The following is a 26,127-nucleotide window of genomic DNA, read 5'->3' as shown; positions in this document are numbered from 1 at the left end:
GATGGTGGCGGCATAATCGCGGCGGAAATCCACTTAACGAAACGCCCGAAACTGTTCAGACAAACCGAACCACCTCTATGTGATAAGCTTTATGGACGAAGTCTGAGACTTCGCCCATCTCAAAGCATTCTGATGGATTGAACTGTAATTACTTGCCGGTCCAGACAGTGCCGGCGAGATTGGTAACTGGCACGCCTACAGCATTCCCATATTCGGTCCATGAGCCATCATAGTTGCGGACATCGTAACCAAGGATCTTTTTAAGTGCGAACCAAGTATGGCTTGAACGTTCTCCAATGCGGCAATAGGTAATGACCGGCTTTGAACCATCAATACCCTGCTCGGCATAGATCACCTTAATCTCTTCAGGCGATTTGAATGTGCCATCCTCATTGACGATCTTGCCCCAAGGGACGTTGACCGCTCCCGGAATATGCCCTGCACGAACAGAGAGCTCCTTCACTCCTTCCGGCGCGAATATCTTTCCAGAATATTCGTCAGCAGAACGAATATCGACAAGCTTGGTATCACCTTTACCTTCAGCAACCGAAACCACATCTGCAAAACGCGCTCGGACAGAATTATCGCGTTCAGGAAGTTCGATGCTTGAATCTGCATAATCAGGCGCAGCCGTATCCAGCGGTAGACCTTTTGCCTCCCAAAGTTTGCGTCCTCCATCAAGCAGTTTCACCTGATCACCAAGGCCGTAAACTTCAAAAATCCATGCACCCCAAGCCGCGAACCAGTTATTGTTATCGCCATAAAGAACAATGGTTGTATCCTTATTGACACCTGCTTCGCGAAGAAGCTTTTCGAAACTTGCACGTGTGGCGATATCGCGTTTTTCCGGATCAACAAGGTCGGTGTGCCAGTTCAGATGAGCTGCACCTGGGATATGTCCGCGCTCATAGACACCTGTATCAACGCTCACCTCAAAGACACGAACATTTGGATTTTTGAGATTATCCTGCAACCAATCGGTTTTAACGAGTGCATCAGATGCCGAGGCTGAACCAGCAAAGGTGACTGCAACAACAGCGCCCCAGAATAGTGACTTTAAGTTTAATTTCCCCACCATAACCATCTCCAATGTTGGCAATCTCTTTGGAGATAATTTAATTATATTGAAAATTATAATAAGGTATATTGTTCTATTATCTATATTTCAGCAAGAATATTCAGCTTCCATTCATGTGTTTCTTATTATATTATATTTTAATTTACATTAAAAACGCTCGCTATGCTATGAGCATATATATGCTGTATTTGTACTGAAAATATTCTCAGACAGAGTTGAGCCAATTAGCAGCTGCTATGCAGGTTTTTGCTACAAATATTGGCGGTAAGTCGCAGCTTAAATTATTTCAACCATTTAAAATGATCGGTAGTCATACATCATTTCACTTTGAGCGTTTCGTATACGCGAATGAATATCATGATGTATTCTGCAGATACGTCGTAACCATGGACTTAATCGCCGCCCGAGCGATATCTGCTGTGGTACGAAGATCATGTGCGGTCGCTCCGTCCTTGGCTTGAACCGCAATGCCTTGTAAAACAGCGCAGAGAAAGCGAGCAGCCTTGCTGCAATGAGCTGGTGGCAGCCAACGCCGAAGGTCATGATCGAGGCTTGCGGCCATATCGTGTCGGCGCTTAGCAAGCTCGTCAGCCAATTGGCCATGATCTGGGTGGCAGAAGAGCAATCCTATTGAAACCATGCAGCCGTGTTCGCCCTGTTTGCCCGTCACTCTTTCAATGGCTTGGTCGAACAGATGTGACAGGGCTTGGTCGAGGGTCAGGTCTTCCTCGTCACGACGCGAAAGCGTGAATTCGGCCATTCTTGAGTAACGATCCAGAGCCTCACGGTATAAGCCAGCCTTGCTTCCGAAAGCCGCATAGAGACTGGGAGGCGCTATGCCAATTGCTTCTGTCAGCATGGCAAGCGAAACTCCCTCATAACCATGCCTCCAGAAGAGATGCATTGCTGTCTCAATTGCGTTGTCGCGGTCAAAGCCGCGAGGGCGACCGCCTTTATTCATTGGCTGTTTCATAATGATCACTAAATAACTATTGACCGCAGCAAGTCAATGAAGATAGATTTGTAGTGATCAATAAATAAGGTGTGATATGATCCTAAAAACCTATGCACGGCTGTTCTCAGCAGACTGCGATGCCACGCTGGCCACCCTCGAGCGGCTTCACGGTCGTAAAGCGCATTTGCGGTTCCGCTTCGGTGAATGGGATCTGGCTGGCGTTGGGGATATGTTTATTGTGGCTGGCACAGAGCAATCACTGGCGCCAATTCGGGATAGCCACGGCCCTGTCATAGTGCGCGATATCGAAGCAATTGAAGCCGAGCTGCTTGCCTGTGGAGCAACCATAACCCAGCCGATTGTTGATGTGCCTACAGGCCGGATGCTCTATGCGCGTCATGCTGATGGTCTCCACGTCGAATATGTGGAATGGACCGATGAACTCGTTGAACGATTTATCCGCGAGCCGCAGCGCGCCGGTCGCTTGTCATCCGAGCTGTAACAAGGGTGCTGTCTACCGCTGCTTTCCCATATATTGCGTGTAATATGGCCATGCGAGCATGTTGCCATATTACCGCCGAAGACTCGCAATGTTAAGATGAATGTGGTGGTGTGCCTCGGGGTGAGAAATACTGCGCCGGCGTGCTGCCGAGGGCCTTCTTGAACATTGTTATGAACGCGTTTACCGACTCATATCCCAGTTCGGCGGCGACATTCTGTACCGTTTCTCCGCTCGCCAGTTCACGAAGGGCTACGATCAAATGGAGTTGTTGTCTCCAGCGCCCGAATGTCAGTCCTGTTTCCCGGATCAGCAGGCGGGCCAGTGATCTATCACTCATTGCGAGCCTACTTGCCCAATCGCTCAATGTGCTGCGATCTGAAGGTTCCATTGTCAGAGCGTCTGCCATCGCCCTTATCTTCGGATGACTGGAAATCGGCAGATTGAACCTTTCATGCGGCATCTGCGCCAGTTCGTCGAGGATCACCCGCGCAATCCGGGCGGCATGGCTATCGGCAAGATAATCCGCACGCTCACGAGTAAGCCGATCTACCATTTCGCGGATCATGGGAGACACTGACAATGTGCAACTGGTGTCCGGCAAGTTTGCCGCATCAGGTTCGACGAAAAGATAGTTAAGTCGTGCATTCGCTGTTGCTCGCGCACTATGCGGCATGCCGCCTGGAATCCAGACCCCGCAGTTTGGAGGCACGATCCATATTTCATTGCCAGCAGTGCATGTGACCGCGCCGTGCAGAGCGAGAATCAACTGCCCTTTGCGATGGACGTGCAGAGGCACTTCTGCCTCATGATCTGCGAAATCAAGCTTGTGAGCCACCGCAGGCAGAAGGGTAAGATCAGGATCGAAAACGGAAACAGCAGATCGTAAGACGGACATGGAGAATGGCCATTTTTAGGTATTTTATGTCATAATAACGAATTTATTTGATTTTGCAATTCTGTCACTAATGGCGGCATGAACATTGCGCCTCCCATAAATACCCTCTCAAACAAGGCCATTGCAGTCATGCTGCAAGCTGGAACGCTCTTCTTGCGCACGCCCGCTATGAAGGCGGATGCGGATGCGATCCTGTTTTCGGTGAAGAGTTTCGCTGCGGCAATGCTCGCCTATTACATTTCGCTCAGGATCGGACTTCCAAAGCCGTTCTGGGCTATCGTTACTGTCTACATCGTTTCGCAGACGTCCGCCGGCGCGTCTTTCAGTCGCGGTGTCTATCGCTTTGCCGGGACGCTGGCTGGCGCAATAGCAACGGTCGCAATCGTTCCGAACTTCGTAAACGATCCGATAGTGTGCAGCGTCGTACTTGCGGGCTGGATCGGTCTGTGCCTGTTTTTCTCACTGCTTGATCGCACACCACGCGCCTATGCCTTTGTTCTTGCCGGTTATACTGCAAGCCTGATCGGCTTCCCAAGCGTGCTCGATCCAGGCGCAGTTTTCGAGACGGCATCCTTGCGCGTTCAGGAAATCTCGATCGGGATTTTTTGCGCGGTTCTGATCCATCGCTACATTCTGCCGAAACGCATGACCGGACAGTTTACCGGCAGGCTCTCAGCCACGCTGCGGGACGCCCGTCGGCTGGCGGATAATGCGCTGATTGGAACGCCGGAAGTAAACCGTCGTGACCGCCACCAGCTTGCAGCCGACCTGTTGGCAATTCAGGGGCTTGCCACACATCTTCCCTATGATCCGGCGCCAACGCCACCGCGCCGGCTACTGCAACTTATCCATGACCGGCTCGCCCGCTTGCTGTGGCTCGCAGCCGAGATCGAAGACAGGATTGCAGCCCTTCATTTAGCCGACGGTGGTGCGCCCGGTGAGTTGACTGCCTTGGTCAGTGAGGTCTCTGTATGGGCCGCAAGCGCCCAAACGGAAGAGCGGGAGGCGATCGCAACTCTACTGATCACGCACGCACGGTCAGTCCAGAAGCGTTTTCGCGCCGACGGTGTGATGCCCGGCGACAGGCTTGCAGCCAACCTCGCAGGACATTTGGCGGAGATGATCGGTCTGTTAGAGGACTGCGACAGGCTTGGGCGGAGCATTGCGGCGAGCGGACGATTGCGCGATGCCAACTCACTTCATGGACCGAAGCGGGCGAAAGGCTATGTCTATCACCGCGATCTCTTGATGGCAGGGCGCGCCGCGCTCGGCGCGATCACCGGCATTCTCATCGGCTGCGCCTTCTGGATCTGGACGGCCTGGCCGGAAGGTGGAATGGCCGTCTCCATTCTTGGCGTCTGCTGTACCCTGTTCGGCAATTTCGATGCGCCTGTGCCCTTTGTCGTCAAATATATCGTCGGCTCAATCTACGGGGTCATAATCAGCCTAGTCTACAGCTTCATCATCCTGCCCTCAGTCACGGAATTTTGGGTTCTTGTCGCGGTGCTTGCGCCGGCGTTTTTGTTCGCGGGGTCTCTCCAGGCACGCCTGCCGACAACTTTTATGGCGCTCGGCATCACGCTGACCATTCCAATCCTCTCGCCTCTCGGTCCCTATTACACAGGCGACTTCGCTACCTCACTCAACAGTGTGATTGCGCTGTTTGCTGCGGTCGGCTTCGGCGCCGTGAGCATGTCCCTGTTCCAGACCGTGCCTGTTGATGGAGCAATCAATCGCTTGCTTCGTTTGAGCCGCCGCGACGTTGGAAGACGTGCGCTTGGCAAAGCGCCGAATGAGGCACGCTGGACAAGCCTGATGATCGATCGGACAGCCTTGCTGCTGCCAAGGTTGCGGCTGACCGGCAAAGCCTATCCGGATGTTCTCGATGAAACATTGCGCCATCTTCGTATCGGGCATGTCACTGGTCAGCTTCGCAGGACAATCCCACACAAGAGTGAGATCGGCGTCGAACTAAGAGACATTCTATCAGTCATCGCCAGGCGCTTTAGGGGCAGCAAGCAGTCAACAACGACCGATCTGCCCGATCTCGATTTGTGGGTTGAGACCTTGATCGAGAAGACGGCAGGCAGCGAGCTTAAGAACCGCCTGCAAATTGTCGATCTGCTTATCGATTTGCGGTTTGCGCTTGGCTTGCAAACATACAGGAGCATCACAACCGATGATCATTGATCTCAATATCGGAGGCGTCCTGATCCCCGGTCTTGTCGTGCTCTCATTCGTCGCGCTGGTCGCCACCATAGCAGTGCTCCGCCTGTTTGCCGCTTCCAGCCTCAATCGCCTGTTCGCATATCGGCCGCTGGCCGAACTCGCAACTTTTGTTATCATTTACAGCCTGCTCGTGCAGTATCTGCCATCAACCGGACTCCTGCCTTGAAACCTATCCTATCCCTGCTTGGGCGCTATGCCCTGACCCTTTGCCTCGTCTGCGTCTCTGCCTTTATCGCGCTGAAGGTGTGGCACCATTATGAGCGGACGCCCTGGACTCGCGACGGACGGGTTGGCGTTGATGTCGTGCAGATCGCACCGGAAGTCTCCGGCACAGTCAGCGCGGTTCCCGTGGTTGATAATCAATATGTCCGTCGGGGTGATATCCTTTACAAGATCAACCCCGAGCGGCTGAAACTAGCAGTGGCGTTGGCAGAGGCTGAGGTCGAAGCCAAACGACAGGATATGATCGTTCGTCAGACAACAGCGCGGCGGCACAGTCAGCTCAAGGATATTGTCTCCCGGGAGGCGGCTCAACAATCGAGCGGTGCTGCTGCGGTCGCAAGTGCCGCCTACCAGTCAGCGGTGGCGGCACTTGATCTGGCCAAGCTTGACCTCGCCCGATCGACTGTCCGCGCGCCGGTCGACGGCTATATCACCAACCTCAGGCTTAGGCCCGGCGACTACGCGACCGCTGGCGTGACGAAGGTCGCCGTCCTCGACGCCGCCAGCTTCTGGATCACCGGCTATTTCGAGGAGACGAAGATCGGCCATATCCGAGTTGGCGACCCGGCACGGATCATGTTGATGGGTTTTGATCAGCCAATATCGGGCCATGTTGAAAGTATCGGCCGCGGTATCGATAACAGCAACGATGCGCCCGGTCATCTCGGCCTCCCCAATGTAGCGGCGACGTTCTCATGGGTGCGGCTTGCTCAGCGCATCCCGGTGCGCATCCACATCGATCGGGTGCCGTCCGGTGTTGAACTCGCAGCAGGTATGACGGCAACGGTCGAGATACGCCCCATAGATGTTGGGGTCGGCACGAGCAAGCAGCGGCACGATTGAGATTTGCTCATTTATTCGAACTTACCTCCAAAACGAAGCACTTCAGATGGACGTGCCAGCAATTAGTATTATTTCGATGTCCGGAGAACGAGAGGTAAGAAAACCTCGTCTTGGACTTGCAGTAGAAAATTGGAGAAGAATTTCGCCCCTATGCGACCTCTTGCTCGACCTGAGCCGTGCTCAGATAGTCGAATGGGGAAAGTTTCCACCACTGAATTAACAGATCAGTCCCCTTTATCTGTTGGAAAATTCGCGACACAGCCCTATGAGTTATAGGTGTGTTGATGCAAAAAGTACCGAGCGCTATATTCTTCCAGCCAGTCTTGAGCCGCCATATGCTCCGACCGAGAATTCATTGGGAATTTCATCCCGTAATTCCTGCGTGACTGCTCCAAGGCCAAGCTCTGGAAACAGCAGTTCGCCAACACGATAAGCCTCTTCCAGATGTGGATAACCTGATCCAACAATCGTATCGATGCCGAGCGCCTGATATTCGCGCAACCGCTCGGCTATCTGTTTTGGCGTCCCTACGAGGGCCGTTCCAACACCCACACGAACGAGGCCAACTCCGGCCCAGAGATTGGGCGCAACCACAAGTCTGTCACGCCTTCCGCCATGCAGCGCCGCCTGCCTTTTTTGGCCAACCGAGTCCATTTCGTTCTGGAAGCGTTTCCATGCCCGTTCGATCTGCTCATCGGAAATATTGGCGATCAGTTTATCCGCTGCAGCCCAGGCTTCTTCCTCGCTCTCGCGCACGATGAAGTGTAGCCGCATGCCGAAACGCAGATTACGTCCGCGAGATGCGGCTTTCTTACGTACGGCTTCGATCTTTTCTGCAACCTGATCAAGTGGCTCGCCCCAAGTTAAATAAAGGTCGACGGCTTGGGCCGCCAGTTCTTGACCTGCATCAGAAGAACCACCGAAATAAAGCGGGGGTGTGGGTTTCTGTACGGGCGGGAAATCCACCCGCGCCCCCTTGACCTTATAATATTTGCCTTCGAAATCGACAGTTTCGCCACTGACCATGCGCCGCCAAATGTCCAGAAATTCATCGCCTTGAAGATAGCGTTCATCATGGTCTAAAAATATACCGTCACCAGCGAGTTCTGTTGGATTACCGCCGACAACTACATTTAAAAGCAGGCGACCATTGCTCAGGCGGTCGAGCGCTACGGTCTGTCGCGCGGCAAAAGCTGGGGAAGTAACGCCCGGGCGTAATGCGACCAAAAATTTCAGCCGTTCCGTAGCTGTCATAAGGCCAGCTGCTGTAATCCACGAATCTTCACAGCTCTGGCCAGTCGGCAAAAGAACACCTCTATAACCAAGATGGTCGACGGCCATCGCCACCTGCCTGAAATATTTGAAATCAGGTCTGCGGCTCAGATGATCAGTGCCGAGATAGCTGCCGTCTCCATGTGTTGGAATAAACCAGAAAAAATTCAATGGCTTCTGTTTTAATTGGTTTTGTATGGGGGTCGAATGCGACATCCTTTTTCTCCCTTTATGGAGAGAATCGCATTGGCATGCTGAATATTAAAGATACCGGGGTTCCTGCATTTCAGGAATAAAAAAATATAATTCTTCTAGCTTAATGCCTCGAAAAATATTTTTCGAGGCATCAGGCAGAAACGGCTGTGCCGCGAATTTTTCAACAGGCAAGGGGGGAGGACTGATCTGTTGACGCAATTATGCCGCGAGCTCTGCAAAGGCCTCGAATAGCGACCGGTTGTTGTTCGCAAACTGTTTCGTACGCATCATATGCGCAACTTCGATGCCTGCAACTGTCGAAGAAGCTGAATGAAATGCCTTGAAGCCCAATATGGGTTTGCTGATCTTCCTGATGAAAAGATGGTCCTGTTGAAGAATATTGTTGAGGTATTTGACCTGCAGGATTTCAAGCGGCTTGCCCGTACCGGTGATCTTCAGGCTATTGTTCATAGTCTGAGCGCCCGTAAAATTGGATTCACTTTCATCAATGATTATATTGCCCGGAATGCCTTTATTAGCGATCCCTTCTTAAGGAAGCGCCAAGCAGCACCCGGATTGCGGTGTTCAGAGAGCATAAACTCAAGTGTTTGTCCGGCACGATCAACCGTCCTATAAATAGATGTCCACCTTCTTCTGACCTTTATATAGGTCTCGTCAACACCCTATGAACCAAGCGTTGAGCGTTTGCTTATCCGTGCCTGACCGCAATCTATGGTGAGTATCGAACAAACCACCTGTTCAACGTAGCATGATCAATCTCTGCCCATGTCCAGCCGCTATTTACTGAAGATCACGATAGGAAACGGCACAACGGCGGCAGGGGAAGATATCTGCTTTCTATAAGTAAGATGCGTTTTATGCCATCAGCTAGAAGCATTGCCCTGAGAGCATCGATAAATCCGAAATAGCGATGCAAATATTTCTTCCCGCCGAACAAAATTGGCAACGGGTTTCTCCACAATCACTGCGCGATCTCTGATCATTGGAGATATTGTGACTGCAAGGTGAGCTGGTGATGTAAACGAGCTTTCACGGGCTGCGGGGGCTCAAGAGATTTCAGGAGAGATTTATGACTATACTTACGAGACGTATTTTTCTGAGAGCTACGACTGTGTTGATTGGAATTATTACTGCGGGGCCGACATGGTCTGCCGATACGGAAATCAACATCGGATATCAAACGGTTGTAGAGCCATCGAAGGTTCCGCAAGCTGATGGCGAATATGAAAAAGCAATCAATGCGAAAATCAACTGGCGCAAGTTCGATAGCGGCGCGGATGTGATTGCAGCTATCGCGTCCGGCGGTATCGATATTGGCTATGTTGGCTCAAGTCCGCTCGCAGCAGCCGTCAGTCGCGAATTGCCTATTGAGACTTTTTTCGTGGTTGGGCTGATCGGCGAGTCCGAAGCCCTGGTTGCAAAGGATGCGGGTTCTGTCAAGGACCTTGTCGGCAAGAAGATTGCAGTGCCGTTTGTTTCGACGACGCATTACAGCCTGCTTGCAGCATTGAAACATGAAGGTGTTGACGTCAAGTCGGTCGAAATCTTGAACCTGCGACCACCAGAAATTGCTGCGGCTTTTGAACGTGGCGATATCGATGCCGCTTATGTATGGGATCCTGCCCTCGGACAAATCAAGACAAAAGGCAAGGTTATTCTCGATTCAGCAAAAGTGGCCGAATGGGGTGCACCCACTTTCGATGCGTGGATTGTGCGCAAAGACTTTGCCAAGGAACATCCCGAAGCGGTGCGCGATTTTGTGAAGGTAACCGGCAAGGCCTACGATGCTTATAATTCCAAGCCGCATGCATGGAACGACAAGTCACCGGAAGCTGAGAAGATTGCGCGTTTGACTGGCGCTAAACAGGAAGAGGTCCCTGCGCTTTTGAAGGGCTATGTATATCCCTCGTTAAAAGATCAGGCATCAGCAAACTATCTAGGAGGTACAACAGTCGATGCTATTGCCAATACGTCAGCTTTCCTCAAGGAACAAGGCAAAGTCGACAATATCCTTGTTGATTATACGCCTTTTGTAACTACAAAATATGTTACAGACGCACTTGTTAGCAACTGACATCGTTGCCCCTGATATTCGGAATGCTTTGGTACAGAGCACACAGGTCAATCTCAGGTGCAAATCTACCAGAATATATCCCGAAAAATATGCACAATTTTTCAGACAAGATGTCAGTAAATCAAAGAGATAGAATGCAGGCTTGATGAAATAAGACTGAAATCCACTCAGGGTCCTGACCTTGGAATGCACCCTCGCTCACCGATCCGCTATTCGGCTGGCGAGGGTTTTCGTGAACGGGAACAATTTGATGAATAATCTGAAACTTGAGCAGATAAGTGTGCACTATGATGGTGCTGCGATATCTGCCTTGGAAAATGTTTCGCTTGATTTGTCATCAGGTGAATTCGTCATTTTGACTGGACGCTCCGGTTGCGGTAAAACTTCGTTACTCAATGTCGCAGCTGGGTTGCTAGCTCCACAAACAGGAGCGGTAACGCGAAATGGTCTTCCTCTTTGCGGTCCCGGTCAGGGACGGGCCGTCGTATTCCAGCATGATGCACTCTTTCCGTGGTTCAACACGCGGGAGAATGTCGCTTTTGCCTTGCGATTGCGCGGAAAATCTCAAAAAGAGCGACAGCGCATAGCCAATAATCTTCTGGCTCAGGTGCGGCTGGAAGGTGTGGGTGACAAGGCGATATGGGAATTGTCCGGCGGAATGCGCCAACGGGTAGGTCTTGCGCGTGCACTTGCCTCGGAACCAGATTTTCTACTCATGGATGAGCCGCTAGGCGCACTTGATGCATTAACACGTGAACGTATGCAGACACTTCTTCTTGATATCTGGAGCAGGTACTCCGCAGGTGTCTTAATGGTGACGCACGGCATTGAAGAAGCGCTTTTTCTCGCAACGAAAATTGTGGTGATGCTGCCGCACCCGGGACGAATTGCGCAGGTTTTCAATCTCGATTTTGGAAGGCGTTATCTGGCTGGTGAACCCGTACGTGAGATCAAGGCCGATCCTTTATTCGTGCAGGCGCGTGCTGAACTGGAAGATGCGATCTTTGAAGGAGAAATTGTATGAGCGTTTCTGTTGGTTCACGAACCTTCGAGAACGAGACGGAAAACAAAAATGATGTGATCCGACCGCCACGTTCTGCATTTTCATGGTTTTCCAGCACTCGCGCCATCAGTTTTGCCACCATCGTGGGGCTGATTGTCCTGTGGTGGATTGCGGCAAGTCTCAAGCTGGTATCCCCGATCTTCCTACCGTCTCCTGCACAGGTTTTGGCCAAGTTTTTCACTGTCGCACAAAATGGTTTTGTCGATGCTACGCTGGCGCAGCATCTCGGAGCTAGCCTTGCGCGTGTGTTCGCAGCCCTTGTCGTTTCTATCGTGATAGCGGTCCCGGTCGGCCTTGCTATCGGGTTAAGCCGCATAGGACGTGGCATCCTGGATCCCATCCTAGAATTTCTTCGACCAATTCCTCCACTCGCCTATCTTCCACTTATCGTCATCTGGTTTGGCATTGGAGAATTGTCCAAGGTATTGGTGATTTTTCTGGCAATGCTTGCTCCCATAACGCTTTCAACAGCATCCGGTGTACGTAGCGTATCACAGGATCGGCTGAACGCAGCGCGTGCCTTCGATGCAAGCCGATGGCAATTGGCCCGCTATGTCGTTATTCCACATACATTGCCGTCGATGTTTACAGGGGTGAGGATTGCGCTCGGTGCAGGCTGGACAACGCTCGTCGCAGCCGAACTTGTCGCAGCAACAAAAGGGTTAGGCTTCATGATCCAGTCGGCCGCCCAATTTCTCGTAACAGATGTGGTCATTATGGGGATTATCGTTATTGCGGTGATTGCATTCGCACTGGAACTGGTCCTACGCAAGGCAGAAGCCATTCTCATTCCTTGGGCAGGACGAGATTAGAGCAGCACTCAAATCCGTAATCTGAGCGTGGACTCATTCTAATAGCGACAGCTGTTTAGGGTAGACTATAGGCACGCAATTCCATGCCAGACATTATGGACAGCTTAGCGTAAATCTTCATATTGCTGTCATCTTGTTTCCCAGAAACTACTTTGTTCCTGCAAGTTCTAACCTTTCCACCGATCAGATCCGAACGCATTGCTGGATGGAGCGCAGCGTTGCTCAAACTTGTCTACATTTCACAGACTAGCATTAACACGCATGAGCTTTCAAACAATGTGATCGCACAGCTCAACGCGCTGGAATAATGTTGATGAAACCTGTCAGCTCACAATTACTCATCACGATTCATCATGCGAATCTGTGGGCGAATGTCGTTTGTCCTGTTTTAAACAATCGGAAACCGTGTTTTTCTGACCACAGATGACAATTGAAATTCTGCACACGCATTTCATGCCGAACAATTCATCACATGATTTCAGCTGCTTGATGATTGTTTCAATTTCCATTCAGAAATGTGATCACCGTTTGTATTGACTATTAACATCACGTTAACCACAGTTTGTTGCAATTTGTTACATAGCGTTACAATAGGCGCGGAATTTGGAGCAGGCACGAATTGGAAGCAGTACGGCAGATAGAAAAGCGGTCCATTAATGGAGAGAGCAGCACTGCCGTTTCGCAGATGACCTCGTTTTGGGGTTTGATGTGCGCCTACTGGATGTCCGATCGATGGAAAGAAGCATGGGCGCTGACGGGAGCTATCTTCATTTTTACAGCGTTTATCAGCAAAACAACAGTCTGGGTTGCAGAAGCTTCCGGGCACTTGATGAACTCTATCGTTAATGTCAACAGCGCACCGGTTCAGAATCCGCTGATGGCTATTGTTATCAATGCGGGTATTCTGATCCTTTTAATGCTTGGCAAGGACGTATTGCTTGTTGGTTTTAGGCATCTTTTGTCTACGACCCTGCATCGTAAATGGCGCAAATGGCTTAATGATCGTTTTTCCGATGCGATGCTTGACCGTAATCATACCCATTTCCACTTGCAGCAGGGGAAAGGTGTAAACCTGCCGGATAATGTGGATCAGCGTTTGCAAGAATCGATCAAAGGCATGACTGGTGGAGCCATCGGTCTGGTCATGGGCATTGTCGGCGTTGTGTTGTCAGCCTTTTTCATTGGTCAGAAACTGTTAGAAATCTCAACAGAAGTGAAGGGTCTTGAGTTCCTTGGCTCTTACGGTGGTGCTGTATTGGCCTTTGCAGCAATCATTGTTTATGTACCCATCGGTACGTTCATCGCGATCAAGATCGGCCGTCAGCTTGAGAAGCTCAATCTTGGTATGCAGAAGGCCGAAGGTTCCTATCGTGGTGAGTGGACGACGTTACTGCGCCGCAGTTTCCAGATTTCTGCGTCTGAAGGTGAAACCGTACAGCGTTCGGTTAACAAACGGCTTTACAAGGACGTTGACGGCACATGGAACCGGCTTAACCGTTTCGACGCTGCCTATCTTGCCTTCTCACAGGCCTATGGTTTTATGTCCAACCGTATTATCGCCTATATTCCGGGCCTGGTACCTTATATGAGTGGCGCTGTCAGTTTTCGTAATTATGTGACCGGTGCTGAACTGGTGGCAGCCATGATCAATGATTGCTCGTGGTTTATTCAGGTCATGCCGGCCATTGCCAATTTGCGTGCCAATGCCGGTCGTGTAACAGGACTTGCGCAGGCAATCGAAGCGGTACAAGAGCCAGCGGAGTTCTACGCCCGTTCGGGTGTAAATCGTTTCACCTTTTCGACCCAGCATCAGCGCTTTGGCCTTTCGGTGCGCAATCTTGCGCTTATGAAGGGGCCAAACACTGAAGCACCATTCTTACGTTCCGGGATTATCAATATCCGTGCCGGAGACTGGGTTTACATGCGCGGTGAATCCGGTTCAGGCAAAACCTCCTTTATCAAGGCGCTGAATGGCCTGTGGTCTTATGGAACCGGAAATATTATCTTTCCTCAGAGAGCGAAAATTATCTATGCGCCGCAGGAAGCGAAGTTTCCGAATGTCACGCTGAAACAGCTTGTATGCCTGCCTGAAGATGAAGGCGCATTCAATGATCTGGCAGTAGCTGCTGTTTTGCACGAGGCAGGGCTTGGTGAATTCATCTTGCGCATGAATGACGATAACGCCGATGGTTCTGCATGGGATATGGTTCTTTCTGGTGGGCAGAAACAGAAAATCATGCTGGCCAGACTATTGTTGCACAAGCCGTCAATTATTTTTCTGGATGAAGCAACCGGTGCGCTTGATCCATCATCGAAAATGCGTTTTCACACGGCGCTGAAAACTCGCTGTCCCGATGCCATTGTCATCAGCATCATGCATGAGGAAAATTTGCCGGTACTGGAAAATGGTGAAAGTGTCTATACGCATGTGCTGGAGATACAGAACGGCTATGTCGCGCTGAAACCGACAGAAGCTGCATTGCAACAATCTGTTATTCTGGTCGCGGCTGAATAGCTATCCTGTTGCGACTCGCATAAAGCCCAATGCATATATGTGCGCAATTGATCGCCGCTCGCTTTTTTGTCGGGCAGCCTGGCATCACGCACTTCTGATTATCCCTGCTATTCACAGGGCTCTTCTCATAAAGTCCAGATTTATATTTTTTGAACCATCTATCCGTTGACGAGTTTTTAACTTCAGATACTATATCTTGTGTTCAAGGTTCTTACGATTCGTGAGGATCGAAAGCGAAGATGGGAATACGGTGCGTTCTATTCATAATGAATATGGCTATGCCGTAGCTGCCCCCGCAACTGTAAGCGGCCAGCTTTATGTCTATCATGTCACTGGGTCAAACCGGGAAGACGGATGTAAAGCGTTAAGCCGCGAGCCAGGAGACCTGCCTTGAACGTGAACGTCAACGGGCGGGGTGTCGGTTGGTGCGTAAAGGGATGTCGGCAGAGTTCTGCCGTGTCTTTTACAGTGCCCCGGATATCCCCTCAAAAGCTTCGGGGTGAAAAGCATGTCGAGTGATTTAAGGCCGAATAGTTCCGGGCCGCCCGGTACAGGTTAGTTTACGGTAAATGCGCTTTTAAAAAGCGTTTTGTCTTTTGTTGCTTGTGTTTGCCACACGCATTTTGCAGTGCGTGAATGTTTTTGTATGCCTGCTTTTGTAAAGCGCAGCCAGTAGAATCTCAGTTTCCATGCATGATGAAGCGCAGTGCGGCGCCGGGTTTTGCTGGAAATCCCTTGTCCCCAGTGAGGAAAAAATGAACGTCACCGTCTATAGCAAGCCAGCCTGCGTCCAATGCACTGCCACCACCCGTGCACTTGATCGTCAGGGTATTGAATATGATGTCATCGACATTTCTGCGGATGCAGAAGCTTATGATCTCGTCCAGGGGCTTGGTTATCGTCAGGTGCCGGTTGTTGTTGTGGGTGAAACGCACTGGGCTGGATTCCGCCCGGATATGATCAGCTCACTGGCCTAGGGTCCTGACCCTAAGTCAGTTCATTACCGGGTTAGCTATGGGCCAGATCGTTTATTTTTCCAGCCGTTCGGAGAACACCCATCGCTTTGTGATGCGTGTCGGGATGCGCTCAAAGCGCATTCCGCTGGAAAGCTATGAGGATAATGCCGGCCTGTTGCGCGTGAACGAGCCTTTTGTGCTTATAACGCCAACCTATGGTGGCGGCGGCACGAAAGGCGCTGTTCCCAAGCCGGTCATTCGTTTTCTCAATGATGCAGATAACCGATCTCTCATTCGCGGCGTAATCGCCGCCGGAAACAGCAATTTCGGTGAGGCTTTTGGCCTCGCAGGCAAGATTATCTCTGCCAAATGTCAGGTTCCCTATCTCTATCGCTTCGAGCTGTTGGGAACGGATGAAGACATTGGCAATGTTAAAGACGGGATGGAACGATTTTGGACACGGCAGACACAACCCTGACCCGGGAGCGCGAGACGGCCACCGCCATGGAAGAGCATGAGTCATCCCCGGCATCGGGCAGCAAGCCGCGAGAGCTGACGGAAACATCGCTGGATTATCATGCGCTGAACGCCATGCTGAACCTCTATGATGATGACGGTAAGATTCAGCTCTATCGTGACCGGCAGGCAGCACAGCAATATTTCCTTCAGCACGTTAATCAGAACACCGTGTTCTTTCACAATCTGCGTGAGAAGCTCGATTATCTGGTTAGTGAAGGCTATTACGAGAGGGAAGTACTGGACCAGTACTCGTTCAATTTCGTGCGTGATCTGTTCGATCATGCCTATGACAAGAAATTCCGTTTCCCGACCTTCCTTGGCGCGTTCAAATATTACACCAGCTATACGCTGAAAACCTTCGACGGTAAGCGCTATCTTGAACGCTATGAAGATCGCGTTTGCATGGTGGCGCTGGCGCTTGCGCGTGGCAATGAACAGCACGCCCGTGAAATGGTAGATGAAATCATTTCGGGCCGTTACCAGCCGGCAACCCCGACCTTCCTCAATGCAGGCAAAAAGCAGCGCGGCGAACTTGTCTCGTGCTTTCTGCTGCGTGTTGAAGACAATATGGAATCGATTGGACGTTCTATCAATTCCGCATTGCAGCTTTCAAAGCGCGGCGGCGGTGTGGCGCTGAGCCTCACCAATATTCGTGAAGCCGGTGCGCCAATCAAGCAGATACAGAACCAGTCTTCCGGCATTATTCCGGTGATGAAACTGCTTGAAGACAGTTTCTCCTACGCCAATCAGCTTGGTGCACGTCAGGGTGCGGGCGCAGTCTATCTGCATGCCCATCACCCTGATATCATGCGCTTCCTCGACACCAAGCGTGAAAATGCCGACGAAAAAATCCGTATCAAGACGCTTTCGCTTGGCGTGGTGATCCCGGATATTACCTTTGAACTCGCCAAAAATGACGAGGATATGTACCTTTTCTCGCCTTATGACGTCGAGCGTGTCTATGGCGTCGCTATGACCGAGATTTCGATCACTGAAAAATACCGCGAAATGGTTGATGACGGTCGTATCCGCAAGAAGAAGATCAATGCACGTGATTTCTTCCAGGTGCTGGCGGAAATCCAGTTTGAATCCGGTTATCCTTACATCATGTTTGAAGATACGGTGAATCGCGCCAATCCGATTGATGGCCGCATCACCATGAGCAATCTCTGCTCGGAAATTCTTCAGGTGAGTGAAGCCAGCATCTTCAATGAAGATCTGTCTTATGAGCATCTTGGCAAGGATATTTCCTGCAATCTCGGGTCGTTGAATATTGCGGCAGCGATGGATAGTCCCGATTTTGGCAAAACGATTGAAACCTCGATCCGTGCATTGACAGCGGTTGCTGACATGAGTCACATCGGTTCGGTTCCATCAATTGCCCGGGGTAATGATGAAAGCCACGCTATCGGCCTTGGTCAGATGAACCTGCATGGCTATCTCGCACGCGAACGCATTTTCTATGGTTCGGAAGAAGGCATAGATTTCACCAATATCTATTTCTACACAGTGGCCTATCACGCTGTTCGCGCTTCCAATCGTATTGCTATTGAACAGGGGCGTTCGTTCAAGGGCTTTGAGAAATCAAAATATGCGACAGGCGAATATTTTGACAAATATACCGATCAGCTCTGGGAACCTGCGACTGAAAAAGTTCGCACAATTTTCGAGAATGCCGGCATTGCGATTCCGACGCAGGAAGACTGGCAGGCACTGAAAGAATCCGTCATGGAAGGCGGGCTGTATAACCAGAATCTGCAAGCCGTCCCGCCAACGGGTTCGATCTCCTATATCAACCACTCGACCTCTTCGATCCACCCGATTGTCTCCAAGATCGAAATTCGTAAAGAAGGCAAGATTGGTCGTGTTTATTACCCGGCAGCCTTTATGACGAATGATAATCTTGAATATTATCAGGACGCCTATGAGATTGGCCCGGAAAAGATCATCGACACCTATGCGGCGGCAACGCAGCATGTCGATCAGGGGCTGTCATTGACACTTTTCTTCCGTGATACCGCAACGACACGCGATATCAACAAGGCACAGATCTATGCATGGAAGAAGGGCATCAAGACCATTTATTACATCCGCCTGCGCCAGATGGCGCTTGAAGGTACGCAGGTTGAAGGCTGCGTCTCTTGCGCTCTTTGATCAGGATCGAGACAAATGAATATGCAGTTCAAAAACAATAATGCAAAAAAGCCAGCGGTTGTGCGCGCTATCAACTGGAACCGGATTGAAGACGACAAGGATCTTGAAGTCTGGAACCGTCTGACCGGTAATTTCTGGCTGCCGGAAAAAGTACCCCTGTCCAACGATATTCAGTCGTGGGAAACGCTCAAAGCTGAAGAAAAACAGCTTACTATCCGTGTATTCACAGGGCTGACACTACTGGATACGATCCAGAACGCTGTCGGTGCTGTGACATTGATGGAGGATGCATCGACGCCGCATGAAGAAGCGGTTTTGTCGAATATTTCTTTCATGGAAGCGGTTCATGCACGTTCCTACTCATCGATCTTTTCGACGTTGTGCCTCACGCCTGACGTGGATGACGCCTATCGCTGGTCGGAAGAAAACGAATTCCTGCAAAGGAAATCGCAACTGATCCTCGAAAATTATAATGCTGAAGATCCGCTCAAGAAGAAGATTGCCAGCGTGTTTCTGGAAAGCTTTCTGTTCTATTCAGGCTTCTATCTGCCGATGTACTGGTCGAGCCGCGCCAAGCTCACCAACACGGCAGACCTGATCCGGCTGATTATCCGCGATGAGGCCGTTCATGGTTATTATATCGGTTATAAGTACCAGCGTGCGATAGAAACGCTTGGCGAAGCCAAAAAACAGGAAATCAAGGATTTTGCCTTTGATCTGTTGCTGGAACTATATGACAATGAAGTGCGCTATACTGAAGCACTTTACGATGGCGTTGGCCTTACGGAAGATGTGAAAAAGTTTTTGCATTATAATGCAAACAAGGCCTTGATGAATCTTGGTTATGAAGCGCTGTTCCCGGCGGAAGCCTGCAAGGTAAACCCGGCGATTCTCTCTGCACTTTCACCAAATGCCGATGAAAATCATGACTTCTTCTCAGGTTCAGGTTCTTCTTATGTGATTGGCAAGGCAGTCGCTACAGAGGATGACGATTGGGATTTTTGATCGTCTGATAAGCAAGAGACAAAACGCGCGGGTGAACCCTGCGCGTTTTTTTATGATCCCAGCTCTGCATTTTTGAAACATGGTTTGTTTTTGAAAACTGTTGTGCAAAATAATTTTATATTCCAGATGCTCAATGATGAAAGAAGCAATTATATTGAATAATGATGTTGTCCATACAGAGCTGATTGCTGTGTTGAGCGCTGTAACTGGTGAACAGCCGCGCGTCATGACAGTACGGCAAGGACAGGCTTTACCTTCCGGGCCATTTGAAACGGAGCACCGTTCCTTGCAAGCGGGATTGCGTGCCTGGGTCCAGGCTGAAACTGCACATCCTGTCGGCTATCTGGAGCAACTTTATACATTTGCAGACCGTGACCGCCACAAACAGGGTGAGCGTACAATTTCAATCAGTTATCTCGGACTTGTTCGTGAGGATAATGTTGCATCCGATCAGGCGAGTTGGCGTGGCTGGTATGATTATCTTCCATGGGAAGATCATCGGCAGGGCATACCCGAAATCGTCACTCAGCTTCACAGCCATCTTCACATATGGGCCAGGCAGGCCGGTTCATCCGAACTGGCTGCACAGCGTTTGAGACGCATTGCTTTTTCATTCGGCTTGAATGGAGAGCGATGGAACGAAGATTTGGCGCTTCATCGATATGAGCTGCTTTTTGAAGCAGGACTTGTGCACGAGGCGGGAAAAGAGGGGCTTGAAAAAGGTCAGCATATGTTTGCCGATCATCGCCGCATTCTGGCGACAGCGATTGCCCGCTTGCGTGCAAAGATCAAATACCGTCCCGTTGTTTTCGAGTTGATGCCCGATTATTTTACACTTTTACAACTTCAGCGAACGGTTGAAGCGCTCGCAGGGTTGCGGCTTCACAAACAGAATTTCCGTCGGTTGGTAGAACAGCAAGACCTGATTGAAGAGACAGGTAAAAGCGACAGTGACACGGGTGGTCGTCCGGCAAAGCTTTTTAGATTTCGCTATTCTATTCTAGAAGAGCGGGCACTGACCGAAAGGCATTTGACTGCCAGCAAACTGCCTGTCTCGCGTGATTGAGCAAGGCCGTTACCGGGAAATTGTGACAGAGAATAATCAGCCACGCTTGCTGAAATGCGGCATCTTGTCAGTTAGTCTTGATTGACATAACTGAAACTCATAATAAACCGTCAGATTAATATTCTCGTTTGGTGGCGCAGCATAGCGGCGACCTTCACATTATGACGTTGGGATTATCATGAGCCTTTATCTGGATTACCTCGCTGAAATCAAAAGCAGAGAAACACAAGGGCTCGCTCCCAAGCCGATTGATGACGGTGCGCTTATTACGGAAATCACCGCACTGATCGATGATCATACGAGCGAATATCGTGCAGATGCACTGAAGTTTTTCATCTATAATACACTGCCCGGCACGACCAGCGCTGCGGGCGTAAAAGCGGCATATCTGAAAAAAATCATTCTTGGTGAAACTGTCATTTCTGAAATCACCCCGGATTTTGCCCTTGAGCTGCTTTCGCATATGAAAGGCGGCCCATCTGTTGAAGTTCTGCTGGATATCGCTCTTGGCGATGATGCTTCGATTGCGGTGAAAGCCGGTAATATCCTCAAGACGCAGGTTTTCCTTTATGATGCGGATATGTTCCGTCTGCGCGATGCCTATAATGCGGGAAACGCAGTCGCGAAAGACGTCCTTGAGAGCTATGCTAAAGCCGAATTCTTCACCAAGCTTCCGGATGTAGAAGATGAAATCAAGGTCGTGACTTTTATTGCCGCAGAAGGCGATATTTCAACCGATCTTTTGTCGCCAGGCAATCAGGCGCATTCGCGTTCCGACCGTCAGTTGCATGGCCAGTGCATGATCACGCCGCAAGCGCAGCAGGAAATCGTGGCGCTGCAAGAGCAGCATCCTGATAAACGCGTTATGATGATTGCCGAAAAGGGCACGATGGGCGTTGGTTCGTCGCGTATGTCGGGCGTCAATAATGTGGCTTTGTGGACCGGAAAACCGGCCAGCCCTTATGTACCTTTTGTCAATTTTGCACCAATTGTTGCAGGCACCAACGGTATTTCGCCAATTTTCGCAACAACTGTTGATGTGACCGGTGGCATTGGTATTAACCTCAAAAACTGGGTCAAAAAGACCGGTGAAGATGGCAAGCCGATCCTCAATAATGACGGCAACCCGATTCTCGAACAGAAATTTTCAGTTGAAACCGGCACTGTTCTGAAAATCGACACGAAGAACAAGAAACTTCGCGACGAAACCGGCAATGAACTGGTTGATGTTGCGTCTTCCTTCACCCCGCAGAAGATGGAATTCATGAAGGCAGGCAGCTCTTATGCTATCGTCTTCGGCAAGAAGCTCCAGACATTTGCAGCACAGACATTGGGTGTTGAACCAACTCCGGTTTTCGCACCCAACAAGGAAATCACGATCGAAGGTCAGGGCCTGACTGCCGTTGAGAAGATTTTCAATCGCAATGCCGTCGGCGTCACGCCGGGCAAAGTGCTACATGCCGGTTCTGACGTGCGTGTAAAAGTGAACATTGTCGGTTCGCAGGATACAACTGGTCTGATGACCGCCCAGGAACTTGAAGCGATGGCAGCAACTGTCATTTCGCCGCTGGTCGATGGTGCTTATCAGTCGGGCTGCCATACGGCATCGGTCTGGGACAAGAAGGCTCAAGTCAATATTCCGAAGCTGATGAGCTTCATGAATAATTTTGGTGTGATTACCGCCCGCGATCCAAAGGGTGTCTATCACTCGATGACAGACGTGATCCACAAGGTTCTCAACGATATTACCGTGGATGACTGGGATATCATTATCGGCGGTGACAGCCATACCCGTATGTCGAAAGGTGTGGCTTTTGGTGCAGATTCCGGCACTGTTGCCCTCGCACTTGCAACCGGCGAAGCTACCATGCCGATTCCGCAATCGGTCAAGGTAACATTCAAAGGCACGATGCAGCCTTACATGGATTTCCGTGACGTGGTTCATGCGACACAGGCACAAATGCTTAAGCAGCATGGCGATAACGTTTTCCAGGGCCGTATTATTGAAGTTCATATCGGGACGCTGCTGGCTGATCAGGCTTTCACCTTCACCGACTGGACAGCGGAAATGAAAGCAAAGGCATCGATTTGTATTTCGGAAGACGAAACGCTGATCGAGTCGCTTGAGATTGCCAAATCGCGCATCCAGATCATGATCGACAAGGGCATGGACAATGCTGCACAGACCTTGCAGGGGCTGATCAACAAGGCCGATGCTCGTATTTTTGAAATCCGCTCCGGTGAAAAACCGGCGCTCAAGCCGGACGACAATGCGAAATATTTTGCAGAAGTCATAGTTGATCTTGATGAAATCAACGAGCCGATGATTGCCGATCCGGACGTCAACAATGCTGATGTTTCGCGCCGTTATACCCACGACACGATCCGGCCTGTTTCCTATTATGGCGGCAACAAGAAGGTTGATCTTGGCTTTGTTGGTTCATGCATGGTGCATAAGGGCGATATCAAGATCGTCGCGCAGATGCTCAAGAACCTTGAAAAGGAACAGGGTAAAGTTGAATTCAAGGCACCGCTCGTTGTCGCAGCTCCGACCTATAATATCATTGACGAATTAAAGGCCGAAGGTGACTGGGAAATTCTCCAGAAATATTCTGGCTTTGAATTTGATGATGTGAAGCCGAAAACATCCAACCGTACAGAATATGAAAATATTTTGTATCTGGAGCGCCCGGGCTGCAATCTGTGCATGGGCAATCAGGAAAAAGCTGAAAAGGGTGATACGGTTCTTGCAACCTCAACCCGTCTCTTTCAGGGCCGTGTCGTCGAGGATACAGCCGAGAAAAAGGGCGAATCCCTGCTGGCATCGACGCCATTGGTGGTTCTGTCAGCAATCCTTGGTCGCACACCAAGCATCGAAGAATATCGCAATGCCGTTGAGGGAATTAACCTGACCAAGTTTTCCCCGCCCAAAAACGCTCCGATAGATTCATTGTCAGTGCATTATTAAGTGTAAGAATATGAAATTAAAGCCCCGGAAAAGATGGTACTTTTCCGGGGCTTTAGAACGCATCCCGATAGGACTTATGCTCTAAATTTTGCCGGATTACGAGCCGACTGCCTCTGCCTGAGATACAGCCAGAACACTCAGCTCATGCGCCTTGCCATCGCGTGCCGTCCACGACATGGACTGACCGGGTGCGAGGCCAATCAGTGCCGTACCAATAGGCGTCAGGATAGAAATCTTTCCCTGTGCAATATCTGCTTCACCGGGATAGACCAGTGTTACTTTGCGCTCATGGCCATCATTGGAACGAAACTCGACCGTTGAACCCATGCAAATAACATCAAGCGGCAACTTTTTTTGCGGTACAACTTTGGCACGATCCAGCTCCTGCAACAATTCCTCAGCAACCTCTTCCAATTTCTCGGAAACGTTACCGGCTAAAATTATCAGGCGCTCGTGATCAATGTTACCGACGACGATCTTTGGCTTATTGCGGTTCTTTACGCTCATGACGATAGCTCGCTGCTGTCTAATGATGGTTAACTCCGGGACGACTATCGACCGGATAATTGTTTGATTTTTTGAAGAAGGCGCTTTCAGTAATTTCACTTGCAAGCAAGCGGCAATCCATCCCCCGTAATCCTCTGCGCTAAGCAGGACTCGAGGGGTTCTATCCCGTGATCGGGTGAACCCGATGGAGTATGGAAGCGAAACAATTATTCATACTGCTAAACTTGGTGATATCCACGGCAATGTCAAGTGCACAACTGACAGTACTATTGTGTAATAGTGGCAACGGCAGATTTTAATGCTATAAGACGATGTTCCTTTTATGTTCATCAAAACCGAACGTTAACATGGTCAATCCACTGATAGCCAACAGTCCAGAACAAGGCTTCTGTCGTGATTGTTTATCGCTGCAGAAACTTGAAACCACGCGACGTTGCCATGCCTGTGGCAGTCCGCGGCTAATACGTCATACTGAACTCTACAGGCTCTCACTGGCTCATGTGGATTGCGATGCTTTTTATGCATCTATTGAAAAGCGGGATAATCCCGCTATTCGCGATATGCCTGTGATCATTGGCGGTGGTACACGTGGCGTAGTTTCGACAGCCTGCTATATTGCACGCATTTATGGCGTGCGTTCTGCCATGCCGATGTTCAAGGCTCTGGAGCTTTGCCCTCAGGCCATAATTATCAAACCAGATATGGAGAAATATGTTCGTGTGGGGCGTGAAGTGCGCCAATTGATGCATGATCTTACCCCACTTGTTGAGCCTATCTCAATTGATGAAGCATTTCTGGATCTTAATGGTACAGAACGGCTGCATCGTGCTCCTGCCGCGCGGGTTCTCGCTGGCTTTGCCAAACGCGTGGAAGCCGAAATAGGCATCAGCATTTCTGTCGGACTTTCCTATTGCAAATATCTCGCCAAGGTCGCCTCTGACCTTCAAAAGCCACGCGGTTTTTCGGTCATAGGAGAGGCCGAAGCTCTGGATTTTCTTCGCAATAAGCCAGTTAGTATGCTCTGGGGAGTGGGAAAATCTTTTAATGCAAAGCTGGAAAGCGATGGCATCCGTACAATCGGTCAGTTGCAGACTATGGATGAGAGCTCTTTAATGAAGGCTTATGGCATCATGGGGCAGCGGCTCTTTCGACTTTCACGCGGACAGGACAGCCGTAAAGTTGAACCTGAGCATGATATGAAAAGTATTTCAGCTGAAACCACCTTTAATGAAGATCTGTCAAAAGCAGACGATCTGGTTCCGGTACTGCGTGCCTTGTCGGAGAAAGTTTCACGACGCTTGAAAACATCTGACATTGCAGGTCGCACAATCATACTCAAACTCAAGACGCGTGATTTCAAATTACGTACTCGCAATCGTCAACTCACGGACCCAACGCAGCTTGCAGATCGTATTTTCCGTACGGGACTCCAGCTGTTAGAAAAAGAACTGGATGGAACAAAGTTCCGTCTGCTGGGTATCGGCGTGAGTGAGCTGTCCACAGATGATCTTGCTGATCCCCCTGATCTGGTTGATGCTCAAGCTACAAAACGCGCAATTGCGGAGAATGCGATAGACCGTTTGCGAAATCAATTTGGACGCAAAGCAGTGGAAACAGGCTATACTTTCTCCAAAGGTAATCTTACGCGTCCGCAAACGCCTTCAGACCGCGAGCCAAACGAATAGTGCTCTTCTGAGCCTATAATCAGAAGGTATTGGAAAAACTATGATAAATGCTGCTAAACGCTTGACGAAGTGTATAAGGATCAATATTGGAACTCATCAAGAGCGTGCTGGATGATTTGATCGGGCGCTTTACAAGGCCTCATGGCGGAGTGGTTACGCAGAGGACTGCAAATCCTTGCACCCCGGTTCGATTCCGGGTGAGGCCTCCATCCTACTTATATTATTCTCCCAAAGCATTGTTTTATCTTGTTTATTCAAAAAAGTGTGGCAATTCGTTCACTCTCTGTCCTCCCCCTACAGCCAATAGCTTCTGTCCGATCCCATCCCAATTTATTCGTGTATTGCTTGTCTCGCCAACCGAGCACGTTCAGCGCTTCGGGTAAAAATTTTAGATGTCTTGGCATCCTTCCAGCCAAACATGGCTTCCAGCATATTATCAGTCGCCTCGTTGTGTTCCTGGTCTGTTGCAAGACCCTTGCGCACCGAGTGGGATGTCAGATGCGGTGATCCTGTCTGCGTGAACCAGTCAGACATGCGGTTGCCTTTCACTCGGAACAGAATAATCCCCTTTACTTGTCCAATATCGCCCTC

General features: G+C 50.1%; 21 protein-coding genes, 1 tRNA gene, 1 pseudogene and 1 riboswitch. Of the genes and pseudogenes, 16 read left to right on the top strand and 7 right to left on the bottom strand.

The features are described from left to right. Positions 1–148 precede the first annotated feature (148 nt). Together FHY56_RS13480 and FHY56_RS13475 are read right to left on the bottom strand one after the other, a co-directional pair. Positions 149–1,078 carry a sulfurtransferase gene (locus FHY56_RS13480; RefSeq protein WP_140905715.1) on the bottom strand — a complete coding sequence of 310 codons (930 nt, stop codon included), beginning with the start codon at positions 1,076–1,078 and terminating at the stop codon, positions 149–151. Between the two features lie 355 nt (positions 1,079–1,433). Continuing rightward, positions 1,434–2,039 carry a TetR/AcrR family transcriptional regulator gene (locus FHY56_RS13475; RefSeq protein ID WP_235889500.1) on the bottom strand — a complete coding sequence of 202 codons (606 nt, stop codon included), beginning with the start codon at positions 2,037–2,039 and terminating at the stop codon, positions 1,434–1,436. Between the two features lie 88 nt (positions 2,040–2,127). Here FHY56_RS13475 and FHY56_RS13470 point away from each other — a divergent pair, with 88 nt between their 5' ends. Further along, positions 2,128–2,535: a VOC family protein gene (locus FHY56_RS13470; RefSeq protein ID WP_140905713.1), complete on the top strand. Its 408-nt coding sequence runs from the start codon at positions 2,128–2,130 to the stop codon at positions 2,533–2,535. Positions 2,536–2,626: 91 nt separating this feature from the next. On the opposite strand, the gene FHY56_RS13465 is transcribed toward FHY56_RS13470, so the two are convergent. After that, positions 2,627–3,430 carry an AraC family transcriptional regulator gene (locus tag FHY56_RS13465; protein WP_140905712.1) on the bottom strand — a complete coding sequence of 268 codons (804 nt, stop codon included), beginning with the start codon at positions 3,428–3,430 and terminating at the stop codon, positions 2,627–2,629. A gap of 78 nt (positions 3,431–3,508) precedes the next feature. Between FHY56_RS13465 and FHY56_RS13460 the strand changes: the two genes are divergently transcribed. The 3 genes from FHY56_RS13460 to FHY56_RS13450 are packed head-to-tail and all read left to right on the top strand — an operon-like array spanning position 3,509 to position 6,724. Beyond that, positions 3,509–5,620 (top strand): FUSC family protein, encoded by a 2,112-nt coding sequence (locus tag FHY56_RS13460; protein ID WP_140905711.1) that lies wholly within the window; start codon positions 3,509–3,511, stop codon positions 5,618–5,620. Further along, positions 5,610–5,825, top strand: a complete 216-nt coding sequence (locus FHY56_RS13455) for a DUF1656 domain-containing protein (RefSeq protein ID WP_140905710.1) — start codon at positions 5,610–5,612, stop codon at positions 5,823–5,825. Before FHY56_RS13460 ends, FHY56_RS13455 begins: the two co-directional genes overlap by 11 nt. Beyond that, positions 5,822–6,724 (top strand): efflux RND transporter periplasmic adaptor subunit, encoded by a 903-nt coding sequence (locus tag FHY56_RS13450; RefSeq protein ID WP_140905709.1) that lies wholly within the window; start codon positions 5,822–5,824, stop codon positions 6,722–6,724. The genes FHY56_RS13455 and FHY56_RS13450 overlap by 4 nt, the downstream gene beginning before the upstream one ends. A 303-nt stretch (positions 6,725–7,027) precedes the next feature. Here the strand turns inward: FHY56_RS13450 and ssuD are convergent, their stop codons facing one another. Next, positions 7,028–8,212, bottom strand: coding sequence for an FMNH2-dependent alkanesulfonate monooxygenase (gene ssuD / locus FHY56_RS13445; RefSeq protein WP_140905708.1), 1,185 nt, complete (start codon positions 8,210–8,212; stop codon positions 7,028–7,030). Between the two features lie 198 nt (positions 8,213–8,410). After that, positions 8,411–9,025: pseudogene (locus FHY56_RS18180) on the bottom strand (IS6 family transposase); the annotation flags it as partial. A 256-nt stretch (positions 9,026–9,281) separates the two neighbouring features. Here FHY56_RS18180 and tauA point away from each other — a divergent pair. From tauA to FHY56_RS13385, 10 genes are all read left to right on the top strand, one after another. Continuing rightward, a complete protein-coding gene (gene tauA / locus FHY56_RS13430) occupies positions 9,282–10,286 on the top strand; it encodes a taurine ABC transporter substrate-binding protein (protein ID WP_140905706.1) in 1,005 nt (334 codons plus the stop codon). Between the two features lie 250 nt (positions 10,287–10,536). Then, entirely contained in the window at positions 10,537–11,310 is a 774-nt protein-coding gene (locus FHY56_RS13425) for a taurine ABC transporter ATP-binding protein (RefSeq protein ID WP_140905705.1), read from the top strand. Further along, positions 11,307–12,161, top strand: a complete 855-nt coding sequence (tauC, locus tag FHY56_RS13420) for a taurine ABC transporter permease TauC (protein ID WP_140905704.1) — start codon at positions 11,307–11,309, stop codon at positions 12,159–12,161. Before FHY56_RS13425 ends, tauC begins: the two co-directional genes overlap by 4 nt. Positions 12,162–12,780: 619 nt before the next feature. Beyond that, the gene (locus FHY56_RS13415; RefSeq protein ID WP_376890353.1) at positions 12,781–14,676 is read left to right on the top strand and encodes an ABC transporter ATP-binding protein/permease; all 1,896 of its coding nucleotides are present in this window, start codon (positions 12,781–12,783) and stop codon (positions 14,674–14,676) included. 188 nt (positions 14,677–14,864) lie between these two features. Further along, positions 14,865–15,083: riboswitch (cobalamin riboswitch) on the top strand. Positions 15,084–15,431: 348 nt separating this feature from the next. Then, on the top strand, positions 15,432–15,653 hold the full coding sequence (gene nrdH, locus FHY56_RS13410; RefSeq protein WP_140905703.1) for a glutaredoxin-like protein NrdH: 222 nt from the start codon (positions 15,432–15,434) through the stop codon (positions 15,651–15,653). 37 nt (positions 15,654–15,690) lie between these two features. Continuing rightward, a complete protein-coding gene (gene nrdI, locus FHY56_RS13405; RefSeq protein WP_140905702.1) occupies positions 15,691–16,110 on the top strand; it encodes a class Ib ribonucleoside-diphosphate reductase assembly flavoprotein NrdI in 420 nt (139 codons plus the stop codon). A gap of 26 nt (positions 16,111–16,136) precedes the next feature. After that, positions 16,137–18,305, top strand: coding sequence for a class 1b ribonucleoside-diphosphate reductase subunit alpha (nrdE, locus tag FHY56_RS13400; protein WP_140905728.1), 2,169 nt, complete (start codon positions 16,137–16,139; stop codon positions 18,303–18,305). A gap of 15 nt (positions 18,306–18,320) precedes the next feature. Continuing rightward, positions 18,321–19,310, top strand: a complete 990-nt coding sequence (nrdF, locus tag FHY56_RS13395) for a class 1b ribonucleoside-diphosphate reductase subunit beta (protein WP_140905701.1) — start codon at positions 18,321–18,323, stop codon at positions 19,308–19,310. A gap of 133 nt (positions 19,311–19,443) precedes the next feature. Beyond that, positions 19,444–20,376 (top strand): NUDIX hydrolase, encoded by a 933-nt coding sequence (locus tag FHY56_RS13390; RefSeq protein ID WP_140905700.1) that lies wholly within the window; start codon positions 19,444–19,446, stop codon positions 20,374–20,376. Between the two features lie 178 nt (positions 20,377–20,554). Next, positions 20,555–23,344: a bifunctional aconitate hydratase 2/2-methylisocitrate dehydratase gene (locus tag FHY56_RS13385; RefSeq protein ID WP_140905699.1), complete on the top strand. Its 2,790-nt coding sequence runs from the start codon at positions 20,555–20,557 to the stop codon at positions 23,342–23,344. Between the two features lie 96 nt (positions 23,345–23,440). Here the strand turns inward: FHY56_RS13385 and rnk are convergent, their stop codons facing one another. Then, positions 23,441–23,851, bottom strand: coding sequence for a nucleoside diphosphate kinase regulator (rnk, locus tag FHY56_RS13380; protein ID WP_140905698.1), 411 nt, complete (start codon positions 23,849–23,851; stop codon positions 23,441–23,443). Positions 23,852–24,198: 347 nt separating this feature from the next. Here rnk and FHY56_RS13375 point away from each other — a divergent pair, with 347 nt between their 5' ends. Together FHY56_RS13375 and FHY56_RS13370 are read left to right on the top strand one after the other, a co-directional pair. Beyond that, complete coding sequence (locus FHY56_RS13375; RefSeq protein ID WP_140905697.1) at positions 24,199–25,536, top strand: DNA polymerase IV; 1,338 nt, start codon at positions 24,199–24,201, stop codon at positions 25,534–25,536. Between the two features lie 135 nt (positions 25,537–25,671). Next, positions 25,672–25,745 (top strand) — tRNA-Cys (locus FHY56_RS13370). 121 nt (positions 25,746–25,866) lie between these two features. Here the strand turns inward: FHY56_RS13370 and FHY56_RS13365 are convergent. Beyond that, positions 25,867–26,070, bottom strand: a complete 204-nt coding sequence (locus tag FHY56_RS13365; protein WP_140905696.1) for a hypothetical protein — start codon at positions 26,068–26,070, stop codon at positions 25,867–25,869. Positions 26,071–26,127 lie beyond the last annotated feature (57 nt).

The sequence above is a fragment of the Brucella gallinifaecis genome, from assembly GCF_006476605.1.
GTDB classification, from domain to species: Bacteria; Pseudomonadota; Alphaproteobacteria; order Rhizobiales; family Rhizobiaceae; genus Brucella; species Brucella gallinifaecis.
Note: the sequence above shows the minus strand (reverse complement) of the source record. Positions and strands in the feature narration are given on the sequence as shown.